This window comes from Paenibacillus riograndensis SBR5, assembly GCF_000981585.1.
In the GTDB taxonomy this organism is placed as follows: domain Bacteria; phylum Bacillota; class Bacilli; order Paenibacillales; family Paenibacillaceae; genus Paenibacillus_AQ; species Paenibacillus_AQ riograndensis.
This window is the reverse complement of record NZ_LN831776.1, coordinates 6,873,450-6,890,427: the sequence shown is the minus strand read 5'-3', so window position 1 is coordinate 6,890,427 and position 16,978 is coordinate 6,873,450. Positions and strand designations below refer to the sequence as shown.

At 53.2% G+C, this 16,978-nt stretch carries 19 protein-coding genes; 17 read left to right on the top strand and 2 right to left on the bottom strand.

Annotated features, from left to right (window positions below; all coding sequences use genetic code 11):
* Positions 1-50 precede the first annotated feature (50 nt).
* Complete coding sequence (locus tag PRIO_RS34185; protein ID WP_052741532.1) at positions 51-2,720, top strand: O-antigen ligase family protein; 2,670 nt, start codon at positions 51-53, stop codon at positions 2,718-2,720.
* A 302-nt stretch (positions 2,721-3,022) separates the two neighbouring features.
* Here the strand turns inward: PRIO_RS34185 and PRIO_RS28995 are convergent, their stop codons facing one another.
* Positions 3,023-3,676, bottom strand: coding sequence for an SdpI family protein (locus PRIO_RS28995; RefSeq protein ID WP_020426280.1), 654 nt, complete (start codon positions 3,674-3,676; stop codon positions 3,023-3,025).
* Position 3,677: 1 nt separating this feature from the next.
* Positions 3,678-4,010 carry an autorepressor SdpR family transcription factor gene (locus PRIO_RS28990; protein WP_020426279.1) on the bottom strand — a complete coding sequence of 111 codons (333 nt, stop codon included), beginning with the start codon at positions 4,008-4,010 and terminating at the stop codon, positions 3,678-3,680.
* 329 nt (positions 4,011-4,339) lie between these two features.
* Between PRIO_RS28990 and PRIO_RS28985 the strand changes: the two genes are divergently transcribed.
* From PRIO_RS28985 to PRIO_RS28910, 16 genes are all read left to right on the top strand, one after another.
* Positions 4,340-4,954 carry an undecaprenyl phosphate transporter UptA gene (locus PRIO_RS28985; protein WP_020426278.1) on the top strand — a complete coding sequence of 205 codons (615 nt, stop codon included), beginning with the start codon at positions 4,340-4,342 and terminating at the stop codon, positions 4,952-4,954.
* On the top strand, positions 4,951-5,517 hold the full coding sequence (locus tag PRIO_RS28980) for a thioredoxin family protein (RefSeq protein WP_046505765.1): 567 nt from the start codon (positions 4,951-4,953) through the stop codon (positions 5,515-5,517). The genes PRIO_RS28985 and PRIO_RS28980 overlap by 4 nt, the downstream gene beginning before the upstream one ends.
* A 6-nt stretch (positions 5,518-5,523) precedes the next feature.
* Positions 5,524-6,153 carry an MBL fold metallo-hydrolase gene (locus tag PRIO_RS28975; protein WP_020426276.1) on the top strand — a complete coding sequence of 210 codons (630 nt, stop codon included), beginning with the start codon at positions 5,524-5,526 and terminating at the stop codon, positions 6,151-6,153.
* Positions 6,154-6,341: 188 nt separating this feature from the next.
* Positions 6,342-6,518, top strand: a complete 177-nt coding sequence (locus PRIO_RS36285) for a hypothetical protein (protein WP_020426275.1) — start codon at positions 6,342-6,344, stop codon at positions 6,516-6,518.
* A 58-nt stretch (positions 6,519-6,576) separates the two neighbouring features.
* Positions 6,577-7,110 (top strand): RNA polymerase sigma factor SigY, encoded by a 534-nt coding sequence (gene sigY, locus PRIO_RS28970; RefSeq protein WP_020426274.1) that lies wholly within the window; start codon positions 6,577-6,579, stop codon positions 7,108-7,110.
* Complete coding sequence (locus PRIO_RS28965; RefSeq protein WP_141639044.1) at positions 7,097-7,426, top strand: YxlC family protein; 330 nt, start codon at positions 7,097-7,099, stop codon at positions 7,424-7,426. The genes sigY and PRIO_RS28965 overlap by 14 nt, the downstream gene beginning before the upstream one ends.
* A gap of 267 nt (positions 7,427-7,693) precedes the next feature.
* Positions 7,694-7,885 carry a PLD nuclease N-terminal domain-containing protein gene (locus tag PRIO_RS28955; RefSeq protein ID WP_020426271.1) on the top strand — a complete coding sequence of 64 codons (192 nt, stop codon included), beginning with the start codon at positions 7,694-7,696 and terminating at the stop codon, positions 7,883-7,885.
* The gene (locus PRIO_RS28950; protein WP_020426270.1) at positions 7,885-8,796 is read left to right on the top strand and encodes an ABC transporter ATP-binding protein; all 912 of its coding nucleotides are present in this window, start codon (positions 7,885-7,887) and stop codon (positions 8,794-8,796) included. Before PRIO_RS28955 ends, PRIO_RS28950 begins: the two co-directional genes overlap by 1 nt.
* Entirely contained in the window at positions 8,793-9,563 is a 771-nt protein-coding gene (locus PRIO_RS28945) for an ABC transporter permease subunit (protein ID WP_020426269.1), read from the top strand. Before PRIO_RS28950 ends, PRIO_RS28945 begins: the two co-directional genes overlap by 4 nt.
* Positions 9,564-9,720: 157 nt before the next feature.
* Positions 9,721-10,104, top strand: a complete 384-nt coding sequence (locus tag PRIO_RS28940; RefSeq protein ID WP_020426268.1) for a hypothetical protein — start codon at positions 9,721-9,723, stop codon at positions 10,102-10,104.
* A 367-nt stretch (positions 10,105-10,471) separates the two neighbouring features.
* The gene (gene gatC / locus PRIO_RS28935) at positions 10,472-10,759 is read left to right on the top strand and encodes an Asp-tRNA(Asn)/Glu-tRNA(Gln) amidotransferase subunit GatC (protein ID WP_020426267.1); all 288 of its coding nucleotides are present in this window, start codon (positions 10,472-10,474) and stop codon (positions 10,757-10,759) included.
* A gap of 22 nt (positions 10,760-10,781) precedes the next feature.
* Positions 10,782-12,239: an Asp-tRNA(Asn)/Glu-tRNA(Gln) amidotransferase subunit GatA gene (gene gatA, locus PRIO_RS28930; protein WP_020426266.1), complete on the top strand. Its 1,458-nt coding sequence runs from the start codon at positions 10,782-10,784 to the stop codon at positions 12,237-12,239.
* Between the two features lie 100 nt (positions 12,240-12,339).
* Entirely contained in the window at positions 12,340-13,773 is a 1,434-nt protein-coding gene (gene gatB, locus PRIO_RS28925; protein WP_020426265.1) for an Asp-tRNA(Asn)/Glu-tRNA(Gln) amidotransferase subunit GatB, read from the top strand.
* 97 nt (positions 13,774-13,870) lie between these two features.
* Entirely contained in the window at positions 13,871-14,341 is a 471-nt protein-coding gene (locus PRIO_RS28920) for a GNAT family N-acetyltransferase (protein ID WP_020426264.1), read from the top strand.
* 41 nt (positions 14,342-14,382) lie between these two features.
* Positions 14,383-16,308: a DUF4097 family beta strand repeat-containing protein gene (locus PRIO_RS37100; protein ID WP_020426263.1), complete on the top strand. Its 1,926-nt coding sequence runs from the start codon at positions 14,383-14,385 to the stop codon at positions 16,306-16,308.
* Positions 16,309-16,433: 125 nt separating this feature from the next.
* Positions 16,434-16,865 (top strand): Fur family transcriptional regulator, encoded by a 432-nt coding sequence (locus tag PRIO_RS28910; RefSeq protein ID WP_020426262.1) that lies wholly within the window; start codon positions 16,434-16,436, stop codon positions 16,863-16,865.
* Positions 16,866-16,978: the final 113 nt, after the last annotated feature.

Genomic DNA, 16,978 nt, shown 5'->3' with positions numbered 1-16,978 from the left:
CATATTCTGGAAATACTAGAGGTAACTTGACTCATATAGGGGAAATCCGAATGAGATTGAATAACCAGGACAGCCAGAAAAAAGCGCTGGTCTTCGCTTGTACAGGCGCAGTATTCGCTGCGGTCATGGCAGCTTCCCTGCTGAGGGGGATGTTTTTTGCCGGAGAGATCTATCCGTTTCTCACAGTGTGGCTGGTGCTGTGCGGGATTTTTTGCGCCTGGGGCCAGGCAGTATCTGCATCGCGCAATGATGAAGGAAGGGATCATGTCCTTAAGATCGCTGTGGTGAATAAGCCGGCTCTGATCCTGCTGGGCTGCCCGTTGGCAATCTTTGTCCTATACGCGTGGGCGGGTCTGCGTGGTCCAGTGTCTGCTCAAGATACAGCGGATGAGCTGCTGCGCTGGGCATTTTATGCCACTTTTGCCCTACTGGCCTATTTCTGTGCGGCTGACCGCCAAGGTGCACGGCTTCTTGCGGCAATTTGGCATGTGACGGGAATGACCCTCAGCTTAAGCGCATTGCTTGCAGTATGCGCTCAGCTGAAGCTCCCCTATGCGGTAGCATACACCGCAGCGCCTGAAGTCAGCGCCACAGGCGCCAGACTGGCTGGCCTGCTGCAGTATCCGAATACCTTTGGGGTGGTCATGGCTGTATTCCTGCTGGAGCGGCTGTTTGCCGCTGCGGTCCATGTGCAGCGGGCACAGTCCCGGGCGGCAGAACGTGGCGCTGGAACTAAGGAGCGGAGCGGGAAAAACGGCACTAGCGGGCGGGAAGGTACTCGGAAGGGCAGAAAGCGGGAGGCTGCGCAGGGGATTAGGGAGCGGAGCGGCAAGACAGGGACTAGCGTGTGGAGAAACATGCGGAGAGAGCGGGGGAATGCGCACAGGATTATTGAGTGGGAGTGGAGCGGCGAGAAGGGGATAAGCGGGTCGAGAAACATGCAGAGAGAGCGGGGCGTTGCGCACAGGATTATCGAGTGGGAGCAGAGCGGCAAGAAACGGATTAGAAAGTTGAGCGGGCTGTGCAGTAGCGCAGGAGGGCGGCAGCTGCTGCGCATGCTGCCGCTTTTCCCCTGCGCCGCCGCGCTGCTGCTCAGCGAGTCGCGCGGCGCGTGGCTGGCCGCGGCCTTGGCCTCTGCCGCGGCCCTGCTCTGGAAGCGGCAGCTTTGCATGCCGCTTCTGCTTGCCGGTGCCGCGCCTGTGGCCGCCGCGGCATGGCTTTACCGCCAGCTGGCCCGGACCGGGCTGGCGGTAGAGCCGGTGTCCGGCCTGCTTCTGCTGGCCGGACTGTGGGGCGCCGCGCTGCTTGGCGGCGCCTGGCTGTGCCGCCGCCGGACTGGCGCGGCAGGCGGGTGGCATGCCGCCAGGGCAGCGCTGGCGGCGGCACTTTGGACGGCTGCGGGCAGCGCCGTCCTCCTGCAGGTGAGCGAGCGGATCACCGGACCGTCATCGACGGTCGCCGCTCGCGGCCTGTTCTACCGCGATGCCTGGAAGCTCGCGGCAGAAGCGCCCTGGCTGGGGCGCGGGGGCGGGACTTGGCGGAGCACGTATCTCGCCGCCCAGTCCCGCCCCTACGTGGGCAGCCAGGTGCACAGCGGCTACCTGGACCTCCTGCTGAACCTGGGAGGCGTCGGCCTTGCGGTAATCCTGCTGCTCCTGTTGGCCGCAGGATGGCTGGTGGCGGCAGGGGCGCCAAGGCTGCTGCCGCCCCTGCTGGCGCTTGCCCTGCATAGCGCCGTCGATTTTGACTGGAGCTACGGCCTTGTCTGGCTGCTGCTGCTCCTGCTGCCGGCGCTTGCCCGTGCCGAGAAGCTTCACCACGCTGCCACAGACAACTTACCGGTACGCGACATAGCTGTCAAGTCGCTGCCCATCACAGGCGGCCCCGGAAGTCTGGCAGCAGAGCCTGGCCTCGCGCCAGCAGCTCCGCTCCCTTTACACGCTGCGCCAGCTGGAGCCGCAGACAACTCACCGGTACGCCTCGTCTCTGCCAAGTCGCCGCCTATCACTGGAGACCCCTGGCGGCTGGTACCTTTTGCAGTGCAGCATCCTCTGTTGAGAGTTTCGTTAGTGACACTGCTCTGCGGCGTCACTCTAGCGCTGTCTGTGTTGTCCTTTCAAATGATGAAAGGGGAGTCGTTATATAAGCAGGCGGCGGGTGCTTCCCACAGAGAAGAGAGGATATCCCTGCTGCGGCAATCCCTGCAGTGGAACCCCCGTCAGCCGAAGGCCGCTGCGGCTTTATCCCGGATGCTTCCGGAGCCGGAGGGAAGCGCCCTGCTCCGGAAGGCTCTGGGCTATGCTCCGGAAGATGCCGCTTTGAACTGGGAACTCGCTAAACGGGCCATGCGCGGAAAACATCCGGGAACGGCTCTGTACCGGGTGCGCAAAGGGGAAGCACTGGATGTTTTTAATGTAGTCAAACGGGTAGAAGCAGCCGAAGGAATGCTGGATATGAGTGTACGGAAACTGAAGGACGGGGATGAGCTAGGGGCGCTCCAGAGCGCCGATGCCGGATTGGAGCTGCTGCGGGAGTACCGTCTGTTGATTGAACAAGAAGGCAGCAAGGGGCTGCAGCATAATGACCGCCGGTTTGGCGCCCAAAAAGAAGCCGAAGGCATAGACCTTCGGCTGACGGAAGCACGTGCTGCTGCATGCTATTTACGGACGGCAATGCTTCCTGTAAGCGGGGAGGGCACCGAGCCGGAAGTTGAGCCTTGACTTTGTGGGTTTTTTCGTCCCCATATCTATCATTGAACCTCGAAGTTGCATTGGAGAACGTAAGCTAAGTGGAAAAAGTAAAACTAATTCGCTGAAATCCTGTCGGCAACAACCTTTAGTGGGATTTTGTACACCTAATTCCTGGGTTTTTACTCCATAAGGGTGATTTCAGCCGGATTAGTGATACTTTTTCCCACATAGGGTACCTTCATGGGCCCAATCGGTTCGATTAGTGATACTTTTTCCACTAAAGAGGACTGCCTTTTGGAACCATTTCAGATTGCGAAATAAATAAGATGGCTTTAAGCCTTGGTGCGGGATGAGATCAGCCACGAATACGCAAAGGGCAGGATGATGGCAATCACCAGCGCGGCAATAATCATACTGATGGACAGGCTTTGTGGTAAAAATGCTCCCAGCGCGATCAGCAGACCGCCGATCATCCACATCACACCGGAGAAGCGGTGCGTCTTCCGCCATACCTCCGGGCTGGCGAGTGTCCATGCAGTGCGGATACCTGTGAAATAGTTGTCTCTGATCTGCGGCATAAAGTTGCCGACCACGATAAACAGCAGGCCAATAGCGACCATAGCTATTTTGCCGGCAGGAATATTCTGATTCAGACCGTAAGAGACGGTCAGCACGAGCATAGCATCGAACAAAGCCGCGATTGCCAGACGAATCATTTTGTAGGCATTTTGAAATTTGCTGTAGTTCTCTTTCTTTGGATCAACGCTTTTGATGAACTGCATCGCCAGCGGGAAAATGAGGCCCAGAAAGCCTGTAAAAGCGATAACCGATCCTTTGCTCCAATAACGGTCGGCCTCTCCCCTGATGTCAAAATGGGCAGGCAGCTGGTCGGGCAGCTTGCCGTAATTGGCCAGCGCATAACCCAGCGAGAGAACGCCCAGAATGACAATCACTGTGTCCTGCCACTTCCATTTAAAGTCTTTCATATCAATCAACCTCCTTGTGTGTATCCTTAACCGGTTTGGGTTTGGACTCTGTGCGGCCATGTGTTTCGCGCTCTTTTCCAGTACCTGTGAACTCAAGGAACCAGCCTAGCACCTCTTCAAGCACGGTCGTATCGAGCGAATACAGAATGAATTGCCCCTGACGTTCGTCCTGCACCAGTCCCGCATGCTTCAGAGCATTCAGATGATGCGAGATGCTGGGTTTGGACATATTAAAATAATCGGCGATCTCCCCGGCGGTACGATCCTTTTCCCTTAACAGCCGCAGGATCTGCCTCCGGGTCGGGTCAGCCAGCGCCTTGAAGGATTCGTTCATGTTCATCCGGCCTTTCAATATTTAAATAATTATCTAAATATATAATAAGTATTCCGGAACAGTTATGTCAATCGTCTATTTTTAAATACAAGAATATTTATCTTGTCATAAATTCCCTTCGTTTTTTTGCTGGAACGGCACCGTGCTTATTTAAGGAGAGGCGCCTGCTTCCTGCTTGCCGGAGGGATTTTCAGTTTCCCTTAAGTAGAAGTCGTAAGCCCGCATATGCTAGAATAGGCTAGGAGAAGCTGGGTACATAGAGCGGAATCGCCAAGAGCCTTAATTAGGCGTAAGCGAATTCGGCGAAAAAACGGGAGGAGGAGCTGCATTTGCACGTTATTTCTGATCTGATCTCGCATTTGTTTGAATGGATTCAGAGTCTTGGGTATTTCGGGATTATGATCGGGCTTATGATTGAGGTTATCCCAAGTGAAATTGTGCTGGCCTTTGGCGGATATCTGGTCTCGCAGGGGGAAATTAATTATTTTGGTGCGGTGCTTTTTGGTACGGTTGGCGGAGTTATCGCCCAGATATTTGTGTATTGGATTGGCCGTTATGGCGGCAGACCCGTGCTGGAGAAATACGGAAAGTACATTTTTATCAAGAAAAAACATATTGACCATTCCGAAGAATGGTTCAATAAGTATGGCACAGGCGTCATATTCACCGCCCGGTTCATTCCGGTTGTGCGGCATGCCATATCGGTTCCTGCCGGGATCTCGCGCATGCCGCTGGGCAAGTTCACTTTGCTGACTACACTTGCCGTAATTCCGTGGAGTGCGCTGTTTGTCTATTTGGGCTATACACTTGGCGACAAGTGGGAAACCATTGATGAAGTAGCCGCCAAGTACACCCATGAGCTGATCCTAGCGGCCATTGCTATTATAGTTATATACTTCCTGTTCAAGTGGTACAAATCCAAGAAGAAAGGTAGTGCAGTATGAAGCAGAATGTAGCTCATAAGTTTGGTCAGGGCCTTACTCCGCGCCAGTTCGTGGAAGGTATGACGAAGAACCAGCAGGCTTTTGAATCGTGGTACGAAAAATTCGCCTGGGAAGATCAGGATGACCGTGCGTATTTTGAAAGTCTGAATCACCGGGACGATCTGCGCGTGCTGATACTGGCTGCCGACTGGTGCGGTGATGTTGTGCGCAATGTGCCGGTGGTGTTCCGCATTCTGGAAACCGCAGGGATCAAAACCGAGGTTCTGATTCTGGAAGAAAATCAGGACGTAATGGATGATTTCCTGACTATGGGCGGAAGATCAGTGCCCATCGTTATTTTTGCCGATACAGGCGGTTATGTACTGGGCCACTGGGGTCCCCGTCCGGAGCATGTGCAATCGCTGATGAGGGAGTTCAAGCGGGAGAATCCGGACCGTGAGGCACCTGACTATGAGAGCAAAATCGCCGAAGTCCGCAAGGCGATGGGCCAAGCTTACGGGGAAGGAACGGAGTCGCACGCAGTGATTGCCAAAGAGCTGCGCAGCCTGATCTCCGGATTCTAAAAAGCGATGCTTAATATTCGTTCCTATAATCTGGGTCCCCTTCAGACGAATGCGTATCTGCTTACCGGGGCGGATCCCGGACGCGGTGTCATCATTGATCCCGGTGCGAATCCCGCGGCTCTTCTGCGCGCTGCCCAGGAAATGGAGATTGAAGCTGTTCTGCTGACCCACGCCCACTTCGATCATATTGCCGGGCTTGACGAGATCCGCCGGGCCAAGAAATGTCCGGTGTACTTACACACGCTGGAGAGCGAATGGCTCGGCAGCCCCAAGCTGAATGGCTCGCTGATGTGGCCCGATGTTACGCCGCCCATCAGCACCGAACCTGCCGAGTATGATTTGGCAGATGGCCAGGTGCTTAATCTGCTGGGACTCACCTTCCGTGTGATGCATACGCCGGGGCATTCTCCCGGCAGCGTCAGCTTCCTATGCGGCAGTGATCTCTTTTCTGGTGATGTGCTCTTTAAACTGGGGGTCGGACGTACCGATTTGACTGGAGGCCGGGAACGGGACCTTATCGATTCCATCCGGAACAAATTGTACCGCCTGGATGAGGAAGTCAGAGTATTTCCCGGCCATGGGCCGCGGACAACGATCGGTTTTGAGCGGCAATGTAATCCTTACGTTCCCATGTAATGATCCGCTTCTGCCGGAATCGACATTTTAGAACAAAAAACTGATGGACAAGTGACTACAAAGTTGATAGTATAATGTTAATTAAATGTAACATTTAACCTCGCGAAGCACGCAGACTGTGGAATAATCCCGGTTTGCGTTCTTTTTTTGTCTGTTTTTCGGGATAAGGGGTTTAGGGGGCGGAATGGATGAAAGATACTGAAGAGGAAGTGCATGAAGAAGAGGCGCATAAAGCGCCGATTTCTACTACGGGCGGGCAGGATAAGAAGGAATGTCTCTTCTGGAGCTTCCCACACGGCAAAGGGGCGATTCAGCCCTGGCGGCGCAGACTATGGGAGCTGCAAAATAATTCAGACCGCGAATGAACGATTAACCATACATAGCCGTATTACAAATGAATGAAAGCTACAGATGGAGGAGCAGATGAGCGACGGGACGCACGAACGGATCATCAGAGCGCAGCACGGCGATGCTTCCGCGCTGGCTGTACTGCTGCAGGAACATTATGCCTTTCTCTACAAATACCTGGTCAAGGCTACCATGAACCCTTTGCTCGCAGAGGAACTTGCCCAGGATACCATGGTCAGGTGCATGGAGAAGATCGGAACCTATAACGGAGCTTCGTCTTTTTCCTCGTGGCTGATTACTATTGCTACCCGGCTGTATATTGACAGGAAGCGCCGATGGAAGCTTGAAATGAAGTGGAAACGCCAGGAAGAGGGTGTACGGTCCATCCGCTGGCGTTTTGAGAGCCGGAACCTGGAGTGGAGCGAAGTGCTTGATGCGCTCTCACGGCTGAGTTCTGTCCAGCGAATGGCGGTGCTGCTTAAGCACTATTACGGTTACGGGTATGAAGAGATCGCGGATATTCTGCAGATTCCTTCGGGCACTGCCAAATCGCGTGTGGCAGCAGGACTCAATCAACTGCGAAAGGAGCTGAGTGATGATGAACACTGAGAAGGATGATGAATTGCTGCAGATGCTGTCAGGAGATCTTGAGCGTCTGGATGCGCAGTATGATGACATTTCGCCGCCATCTTTGCCGGGACTTAAGCGGCTTATTGCCGAGGAAGCTCTCCGCCGACAGCATCAGCGCCGCAGAGAGCTCCAGATGTTCTTGCTTGTCGCGCTATTCATGGTGAGCATTGTCATGGTTAGCTTGGGATTAGCGCCAGTGATCTACTGGATACTGCAGGCGGCTGTACCAATCGCTGGGCTCGGTTGCCTGGCAGTGGTCCGGCTTAGGCTGCGGCGGGAGGATGCGGAAGAGTGAAAGAGCTTCAGGACGTGCCTTATTGGTTGTGGGGTTGTCTGGCTGCAGCGCTGCTGCTGCAAGGAACATTAATATTTCGTAATGCCCAGAAGCGCGGCCGGGGCAGAGTGGCTTGGTTTTGGGGGATATGGGGGTTGACCGGAATTCCTACACCCCTCATTTGTTATCTGTTGTTCGTGGTCCTTCCTGACCGGAAGAGGGCGAACAGAAAGCTTTGATCAACCGGAGCATAACTCCGGTGAAGAATTTAAAAGGCGGGTGGCAGTCATGGAAGAAATCAAATGGGGATTGATTTGGCCGCTGCTGGCATTACAGGTCCTGCTGGCCGTTATCGGCCTGGTTTCTCTGGGCAAGGCTGAGCAGACCCGGGGGCCCAAGTGGCTATGGGTTATTATCTTGATTTTTGGCAATCTTCTGGGCAGCGTTGCTTATTTTACAGTAGGAAGGAAAGATAACTGATGCCGCTGCTGACAGTTGCCAATTTACGCAAGGTTTATGGCGGGCATACACCGGTAGATGGGATCTCCTTTGATATTGAAGCAGGGAAGTGTGTGGCCTTGCTGGGGCCTAATGGTGCGGGAAAGACGACTACCCTGCGCATGCTTGCGGGGTTGCTTAAGCCTACCTCGGGACAGATTTCCTTTGAAGGAGGTCCCGTTGGGGATTACCGCAAGCGGATTGGCTATTTGCCGCAATCTCCGGCATTTTATAACTGGATGAGCGGACAGGAGTACGTTGTTTTTGCTGCGAAGCTGTACGGCGTATCCTCGAAAGAAGCAGCAGGACTTGCAGCGGATGTTCTGGAGCATGTGGGCCTGAGAGATGCGGCGAGGCGTAAGATCGGCGGATATTCCGGCGGGATGAAGCAGCGGCTTGGACTGGCCCAGGCTCTGATTCACCGTCCCCGGCTGCTGCTCCTGGATGAGCCGGTGTCCGCACTTGATCCCATCGGACGCCGGGAAGTCATGGAACTGCTGCGGGGAATCCGGGAGGATACCACCGTTATTTTCTCTACGCATGTTCTGCATGACGCCGAAGAAATATGTGATGATATTATTCTGATGAATCATGGTTTAATAGCAGAGCATGGGGCGTTGTCACGCCTTCGCTCACAGTATAGCATTCCGGTCATACGGTTAACTACAGAGAGAGAAGAGAAGGCGCAGCGCTGGCTCGAGGATCTTGCACACAGATCATTTGTTGAGCAGTCAGCCGTCTCTTCCGGGTCCGCTACCCTAAATGTGAAGAATGTGGAGCTTGCCCGGCAGATCATCCTTCAGGAAGCCGGAAACCTTGATATTCCATTGCTGCAATTCGAAGCCGGCTCTTCCACTTTGGAGGATTTGTTTATGAAGGTGGTGGGGGCATGAGGAATATTTGGACGCTCTATCACAAAGAAATGCTGGAATCCCTGCGCAGCTACAAGCTGATCTGGGTTCCGGTGGTATTTATCATTCTTGGTATTATGCAGCCGCTCACGACTTATTACATGCCCGAAATCCTCAAAGCTTCGGGAAATGTCCCTCCAGGCATGCTGGAGGGATATGAGATGCCCGGTTCTGCTGTGGTAATGGCCCAGGCACTTCGACAATATGGCACCATCGGCATGCTGATACTTGTGCTGGGTGTAATGAACAGCTTGGCTGGTGAGCGAAGCAGCGGAACTATAGAGATGCTGTTGGCCAAGCCGGTGGCCCCGGCGGCTATTGTTTCAGCCAAATGGGCTGCGCAGCTGACCGTTCTTGTTATGGCCCTCGGGCTTGGTGCAGCAGGGGCGGCCTACTATACAGAGCAGCTGATGGGCCCGCTCTTATGGAGCAATCTGGCGGCTGCGGCCGGACTGTATGGGCTGTGGCTGCTGTGCGCAGTCTCGCTGACGCTCCTGTTCAGCGCATGGCTGCGCGGCCCTGCCGCTGCTTTTCTGGGACTGCTGGCTGCAGCAGCAATGTCGCTGGCCCATAGCCTCTTGCCTTCGCTGCTAGACTGGACCCCGGCGGCGCTTACCGCTATTTCTGCCGAAATGATGACAGAAGGGGACGGAATGGCATGGGGCCCGGTCTTTTCTGCCGTAATACTGATTGTTATATGTGTTGCCTCCGCTTCACTCTTCATTCACAGGAAGCAATTACCGGAATAATGAGATATGCGATTTTTGAAGATTTTCAACGTTTTTCAGAATATTTTCTGCTAAATGTCAGGTAAACCAACTGCTGGCGCTGGACAGCTCTATCTTTTTTTAGTAGACTGTGGGAACAAGCAAGACTATGATAGATTCCAGGTCAGGAGGTAGGGCGATGCTGCGTTTAGGTGAGAGGATTGTTATTGTCGCGGACGCATTTGAGCAGGGTCTTCCTATTGGAGACTATGGCTACCTAATTGCTTATGACCGTAATCCTGACAATGCGTTTGATTACGTCATCCGTGTTCCGCAGGCGAACAGAAATTTCTATGTTACAGCCGAGGATGTTGAAACGGAAGAGCAGTTGCTGGCAGCTCAGGCTGAAAGTGCAACGCACGAAGCGTTGATTGATTATGCTTTGTCCACGCACAACGAGAAGCTGTTTCATCACTTGATGAATGGCGGCGATGTGGAAGCAGTGGAGACGGAGACAACCACTAAGGAAAGCCTGTCCCAGGCGGATTTCATCAAACAGGTGAATCTTCGTGCTTGGATTTAAGGAAAGCCGGCGCAAGCCGGTTTTTTTTGTATTGCGTAAATTATGATTCCCTTCTGCTACAGACAAGGTGTGGTGGGGCTAAGAATCACTTGCTTTGATTCGCTTAAAAGGCCAGCTTTGCACCAAAACAACAGCAAAAATGCTGTTGTTGAAGCGCCGCAGGGCAGTTTGCCCTGTCCACCCTTATAAGTTGCTATATTTCGCCTGTTTAACCCGAATACTGGACAGTGTCCGGCCCCACTTTGTGGGGCTTTTCAGATTGAAGTGGCCGTGGAACCACATGCGCATTGAATTGTAGAGGCTTCTACAATATAATTAAACACGTTATCCGGGCGCTTTAGCCCTTTAAACAGGAGGGATATTCCGAATGAGCATTACAGTCCATGATGTGCAGCATGTGGCCAAGCTGGCCCGCCTGCATTTAAGCCCGGAAGAAGAGGCGAAACTAACTGAACAGATGAATGCTATTTTACAATATGCAGAGAAACTGAATGAACTCGACACCGAGAACGTCAAGCCGACAACCCATGTGCTGCAGGTCAGCAATGTCATGCGCGATGATGTGGTCAAGGAGAGCTTGTCTCAAGAAGAAGCTCTGCTTAACGCACCAGAAGATGAGGACGGGCATTTCAAGGTTCCCGCAGTTCTGGAATAACTATAGCGAAGGAGGAAGAATGTTGAGCCTGTTTCAATATCGATTGCCTGAATTACATAACATGCTGCGGAGCAAAGAGATTTCGGTCGGCGAACTGACAGAGGAATCTCTGGCTGCCATTGCAGAGCGCGATGGTAAGGTGCATGCGTTTTTGACTTTAAATGAAGAGGGGGCCCGTGCTTCTGCGCGCGCGCTGGACGATAAACTGGCCTCCGGAGCAGCCCGCGGACTGCTTTTTGGCCTTCCGGCCGGAATTAAGGACAATATTGTGACCAAAGGATTGCGCACTACCTGCGCCAGTCAATTCCTCTCCAATTTCCAGCCTATATACGATGCGACTGTTGTCACCAAGCTGCGGCAGGCGGATGCCGTTACGGTCGGCAAGCTGAATATGGACGAGTTCGCCATGGGCGGCTCCAATGAGAATTCATCGTTCGGCCCCGTCCGCAACCCTTGGGATGTGGAGCGTGTTCCCGGCGGTTCCAGCGGCGGATCTGCAGCGGCAGTGGCTGCTGGAGAAGTATTGTTTACCCTCGGTTCCGACACTGGCGGTTCTATCCGCCAGCCTGCGTCCTATTGCGGAGTAGTGGGCCTTAAGCCGACCTATGGACTGGTTTCCCGTTATGGACTTGTCGCGTTTGCTTCATCCCTGGATCAAATCGGCCCGATTACACGGAATGTCGAGGATTCTGCCTATGTGCTGCAGGCCATTGCAGGCTACGATGCCCAGGATTCGACTTCAGCAAACGTGGATATTCCGGATTATCTCAGTGCCCTTACAGGTGATATTTCCGGCCTGCGGATTGCAGTGCCGAAGGAATACATCGGCGAAGGTGTGGATGCATCTGTCCGCGACACCGTGCTGTCCGCACTGAAAGTGCTTGAAAGCCTTGGTGCGGTCTGGGAAGAGGTTTCTTTGCCGCATACCGAATATGCAGTAGCAACCTATTATTTGCTTTCTTCTTCGGAAGCTTCCTCCAACCTGGCCCGCTTTGACGGTGTCCGCTACGGAGTAAGAGCCGATGACGGCGGGGGTTTGCTTGATCTGTACCATAACTCCCGCAGCGAGGGCTTTGGAGCCGAGGTTAAGCGGCGGATTATGCTGGGTACTTACGCACTGAGCTCCGGTTATTATGATGCTTATTATTTGAAAGCGCAGAAGGTGCGGACTTTGATTAAGCAGGACTTTGACGATGTATTTCAGAAGTATGATGTGGTTATCGGACCTACTGCACCTACTACAGCCTTCAAGCTCGGATCACAGATCGAAGATCCTTTGACTATGTATTTGAATGATATTTTGACGATTCCTGTCAGTCTCGCCGGCATTCCTGCGGTCAGCATTCCCTGCGGCTTTGCCGAAGGGCTGCCTGTAGGTCTGCAAATTATCGGCAAAGAATTTGATGAGAGCACCGTTCTGCGCGTTGCGCATGCCTTTGAACAGCATACAGATCATCATAAGCAGCTCCCGCAGCTGTAACTGCAGCTGTCCGGGACGTTCGGGCTTCGGAGCAGGTTTTCACGAAGATACTCAAGCAGGAGTATAGGCTCACAAAACTTTTAAGGGAATGAGAATAGATATGGCTAAATACGAAACGGTCATCGGACTGGAAGTTCATGTGGAGCTTCATACCAAGTCCAAAATCTTCTGCGGCTGCTCCACGGAATTCGGTGCTCCGCCCAATACACATACCTGTCCTGTCTGTCTGGGGCATCCAGGCGTCTTGCCGGTATTGAACCGGCAGGCCGTTGAATATGCCATGAAAGCAGCGATGGCACTGAACTGCACGATTGGCGACGTCAGCAAATTCGACCGCAAAAATTACTTTTATCCCGATTCACCGAAGGCCTACCAGATTTCCCAATACGATCAGCCTATCGGTCTGAACGGCTGGATCGATATTGAGGTGGACGGACAAACCAAGCGGATCGGCATCACCCGCCTGCACCTGGAGGAAGACGCCGGCAAACTGACCCATGTGGACGGCGGCTTTGCTTCACTGGTCGACTTCAACCGTGTGGGCACGCCGCTGATTGAAATCGTCTCCGAACCTGATTTGCGGTCTCCGGAGGAAGCGCGCGCCTATCTGGAGAAGATCCGCGCCATTATGCAGTATTGCGACGTATCCGATGTGAAGATGGAAGAGGGCTCAATGCGCTGCGATGCCAACATCAGCCTGCGGCCGGAAGGCCAGGCCGAATTCGGCATCCGCGCGGAGCTTAAGAACATGAACTCCTTCCGCGGGGTACTGCGCGGACTGGAATACGAGCAATTCCGGCAAAGTGAGATTCTGGATGACGGCGGTGTTGTCGTTCAGGAGACCCGCCGCTGGGACGAAGCCCAGGGCAAAACGCTGTCCATGCGCGGCAAGGAAGAAGCGCATGACTACCGCTACTTCCCGGACCCTGACCTGATTGTGCTGCATATTGATGATGCCTGGAAGGAGTCCATCCGGGCAAGCATTCCGGAGCTGCCGGATGCGCGGAAGAGCCGTTACAGCACGGAATATGGACTTACCGCCTACGATGCCGGTGTGCTGACCTCCTCCAAGCCGCTCGCGGATTTCTTCGAGGGCAGTCTGGCTTATACGAAGGATGCCAAAGCCGTTGCCAACTGGATGATGGGTGATTTGCTGGGGTATCTGAACAATGGGGGTCTGGAACTGCCCCAGGTGAAGATTACTCCGCAGGGATTGGGAGAAATGATTGGTCTGATCGCAGGCGGAACCATCAGCAGCAAAATCGCCAAAACTGTCTTTAAAGAGATGCTGGAGAGCGGCAAGCTTCCGGCGGCAATCGTTGAAGAAAAAGGCCTCGTGCAAATCAGCGATGAGGGGGCGATCAAGCAGATCGTTGAAGCGGTTGTGGCCGCCAATCCACAGTCTGTTGAGGATTATAAGGCAGGCAAGCAAAAGGCGATTGGCTTCCTCGTGGGACAGGTTATGAAGGAGAGCAAAGGCAAAGCCAATCCGGGGCTGGTCAACACGCTGCTCGCAGAAGTGCTGAACAGCTAGACCTTACCTGCTTTTTGGTTAATATACAGTAGAACATAAGCGGTAGGGCTTGTCGGTTAACGGCAGGCCTTTCGCGGCATATAAGGGGAATGTGCGGATGAGCATAATAATCAGGCTGGATTTGCAAAATGGGGATATCCTAAGCGAGCTTTGGAGCCTTCAGCATAAGGCCTACAGGCTGGAGGCAGAGAGGATAGGCTTTCATGAAATCCCGCCGCTGCTGGAGACCAGAGACATGCTGAGCCGCTCAGAAGAGTGTTTCTATGGCAGCTTCGACGACAGCGGTGAGTTAATGGGCGCTGTTGCCGTCCAGGAGGAATCACCCGGCCAGCTTACGGTGACCCGAATGATGGTTAATCCGGATTTTTTCCGCCAGGGAGTGGCGGGGAGGCTTTTGGAATATATTTTCGGGCAATATCCAGGTATGGACCAGTTTATCGTTTCTACAGGGAAGCTTAATGAGCCGGCTGTTGCACTGTATACCAAACATGGATTTGTCCCTGCCGGACTTGAAGAAGTTGCTCCCGGTGTCGAATTGATTGAATTTCACCGGAGCGGCCGGCTTTGAATATTAAGAATGAACGTTATGACGACAGGAGGAGTCCCGAAATGAGTCCCGAGCCTAATGATTCTGCCATGCTTCCTGTGCAGGAGGAAGGAGAGTATGGCCCTGCTGTACAAGCAGGAGAAGCTGATCAGCAACAAAAGCTGCCTTTCATTCCTCCGCGCCTGAAGCGGCGTCCCCGCCGCAAACGCAAATTCATTGCCGGACTGCTGGCAGCGCTCATTCCGGGCACGGGGCATATCTACTTCGGGCTGCTTCGCAAAGGAATCTCTTTTATTTTTATCATTCTGCTTGATATTGCTGCACTGCTCTACTTCTCATCGATTGGCATGCAGATTAATGTGCCGCTGCTTATTTTGCTGGCGCTGATGATTCCGGTGCTATATTTCTACAGTGTGTTCGATGTGCTGCAGTCTGCCGACCGGCTTCTGCGTCTGCCTGGAGAGCAGGACCCTGAGCTCCCGCCTGTTCCGAAACCGCATGGACAACGGCGCCGTCTGGTCAGTGAACCGGGGATTTCCTTTGGGCTTATGCTGCTTCTCGGTGGCGCGCTGCTATTTCTTTTCCAGCAAAAGCCGGTCTGGCTGCAATATTTCATCGAGCATTATGCCGGTGTGACAGTTGCGGCGGTATTGGCGGTTTGTGGAGTATTGCTTGCAGTCCGCGAGATCATAAAAGTGCTCTCCTGGCAGAACGGCAGCGAACGGCGCAGCCGCCGGGTTGGCAGATACACAGCTTCTGCGCTGCTCATAGCCGTCGGGGTTCTCTTGTTTCTGGACTGGAGAAACGGAACCGACCATATGCTGATCTTATTGAAATGGTGGCCGATTATAGCTGTGCTCTGGGGATTGGAGTATCTGCTTATATCCTTCTTCTCGCGGCATTTGAGCCAGGGGAGAGCCCGATCCCGTTCACGTATGGATTTGCGGGGGCTGCTGTCTGCGGTCGTGCTCGCGGCCAGTGTGTTTATTGTTTCGGAACAGGAACATTATCTCCATCTATGGAATCGGGTCAGTCTGAATCTAACCGCAGCGGCTGTGGATTATGGCGAAGCCAAGGGAAGCAAGTTCCAGAAGGCTCCGATCGTTATTCCGGTTGAGCTGGGGACCTCCAAAATTACTGTAGACGGCATCAACGGTGATATTCTGATTCACCGCGCACCTGTCGAGGATATTGAAGTTGCAACAACCGTATGGGTAGATCAGTTGGAGGGTGCTGTCGCAGAGGCGATCTCGGAGCAGTCCTTTGTAGATGTAACTGAAGGGAATACGATCAAAATCATCCCCAAAAGCAAGGCCTATGGAGACTCCGGCAAACGCCAGCCGCGGATGGACCTTGAGATTTCATTGCCTGAAGACCGCCGTTTTAATCTAGAGGTGCGGACGATGAATGGAGGCATTACCTTGCAGAATGTGGAGGCCATAGAGGGTATCAATTTGGAGACCGGAAATGGGGAATTGATCCTCCACCGTATTTTCGGCAATGTCAAAGGGAAAACACTGAACGGGGCCGTGCGTGCCAGAACGGTTCAGGGCAGTGTGGATTTGGCGACAAGCGGCGGGGATATGGCGGCCTGGGATGTAACGGGGGCGCTTAAGCTTTCGACCGCTGTTGGCAATATTTCGGCGGCAGGGAGCGGAGATCAGATGGAGCTGTCCAGCAAGAACGGCAACCTGGAGATTAACGGAGCCAGATCGAAACTGCAGGCCGAATCCCTCAACGGCAAAATCCGTGTTCAATCTGCCGACTTCGGAGGCAACTGGGATATCTACAGCGCGGTAGGTGATATTGACCTGTACTTGCCCGCATCCGGAAATTATACCGTGGACGGCTCCAGCGGTTATGGCGATATCGTTTCTGATATTCCTGAGCTGACCATCGACAAAAAAAATATTTCCGGCGAAGTAGGCACTGGCGAATTTAAGCTGCATGTGGAAGGTAACAGCAACCTAAATGTGAGGAAATATTGAATTAAGTAATTTATATTATATAATAATCAATATAATGTAATGACTTCGTTGACAACATTGAAAGCCCGGTCTTACAATTACATTATAGTTATTATTATGTTTTTTATTAAAAGGCGGTGGCATTGATGGGTAGTGGCGTACAGCATGCATTGGAACAACTGAAGACAACCGGTGTCCGTATTACGCCCCAGCGTCATGCGATTCTATCGTATTTGATGGAAGCGATGAATCATCCTACGGCAGATGATATTTACCGTGCGCTTGAGCCGCAGTTTCCAAGCATGAGTGTGGCAACAGTGTACAACAACCTCAAGATGTTCATGGAAGCGGGGATGGTCCGCGAGCTGACCTACGGCGACAATTCCAGCCGTTTTGATGCGAATGTATCTGATCATTATCATGTTATCTGCCAGGAATGCGGCCGGATTGAGGATTTCAGCTATTCATCGCTCCATGAGGTGGAACAGCGTGCCGAGCAGGCGACAGGGTTCAAAATCCATGGTTTGCGGATGGAGCTGTACGGAATCTGCAAATGCTGCACAGAGAAGACACAATAAGTTTCTGAATAGTGAGAGTTATTTTAAACGTGCGGAATCCGGCAACGGAGACCTCACGTTTTTTGGATTTTTTATGATTTTTTTATGACACCCTATCAAATAAGCCCAACTCT

Bases quoted from the DNA above. Each gene is read 5' to 3' on its own strand.
- PRIO_RS28945 (WP_020426269.1), top strand. From the start codon at position 8,793: ATGAGGAATATTTGGACGCTCTATCACAAAGAAATGCTGGAATCCCTG.
- PRIO_RS37100 (WP_020426263.1), top strand. From the start codon at position 14,383: ATGAGTCCCGAGCCTAATGATTCTGCCATGCTTCCTGTGCAGGAGGAA.
- PRIO_RS28940 (WP_020426268.1), top strand. From the start codon at position 9,721: ATGCTGCGTTTAGGTGAGAGGATTGTTATTGTCGCGGACGCATTTGAG.
- PRIO_RS36285 (WP_020426275.1), top strand. From the start codon at position 6,342: ATGAAAGATACTGAAGAGGAAGTGCATGAAGAAGAGGCGCATAAAGCG.
- PRIO_RS28910 (WP_020426262.1), top strand. From the start codon at position 16,434: ATGGGTAGTGGCGTACAGCATGCATTGGAACAACTGAAGACAACCGGT.
- PRIO_RS28955 (WP_020426271.1), top strand. From the start codon at position 7,694: ATGGAAGAAATCAAATGGGGATTGATTTGGCCGCTGCTGGCATTACAG.
- PRIO_RS28990 (WP_020426279.1), bottom strand. From the start codon at position 4,010: ATGAACGAATCCTTCAAGGCGCTGGCTGACCCGACCCGGAGGCAGATC.
- gatB (WP_020426265.1), top strand. From the start codon at position 12,340: ATGGCTAAATACGAAACGGTCATCGGACTGGAAGTTCATGTGGAGCTT.
- PRIO_RS28920 (WP_020426264.1), top strand. From the start codon at position 13,871: ATGAGCATAATAATCAGGCTGGATTTGCAAAATGGGGATATCCTAAGC.
- gatC (WP_020426267.1), top strand. From the start codon at position 10,472: ATGAGCATTACAGTCCATGATGTGCAGCATGTGGCCAAGCTGGCCCGC.
- PRIO_RS28995 (WP_020426280.1), bottom strand. From the start codon at position 3,676: ATGAAAGACTTTAAATGGAAGTGGCAGGACACAGTGATTGTCATTCTG.
- PRIO_RS28965 (WP_141639044.1), top strand. From the start codon at position 7,097: ATGATGAACACTGAGAAGGATGATGAATTGCTGCAGATGCTGTCAGGA.
- PRIO_RS28980 (WP_046505765.1), top strand. From the start codon at position 4,951: ATGAAGCAGAATGTAGCTCATAAGTTTGGTCAGGGCCTTACTCCGCGC.
- sigY (WP_020426274.1), top strand. From the start codon at position 6,577: ATGAGCGACGGGACGCACGAACGGATCATCAGAGCGCAGCACGGCGAT.
- PRIO_RS28975 (WP_020426276.1), top strand. From the start codon at position 5,524: ATGCTTAATATTCGTTCCTATAATCTGGGTCCCCTTCAGACGAATGCG.
- PRIO_RS28950 (WP_020426270.1), top strand. From the start codon at position 7,885: ATGCCGCTGCTGACAGTTGCCAATTTACGCAAGGTTTATGGCGGGCAT.
- PRIO_RS34185 (WP_052741532.1), top strand. From the start codon at position 51: ATGAGATTGAATAACCAGGACAGCCAGAAAAAAGCGCTGGTCTTCGCT.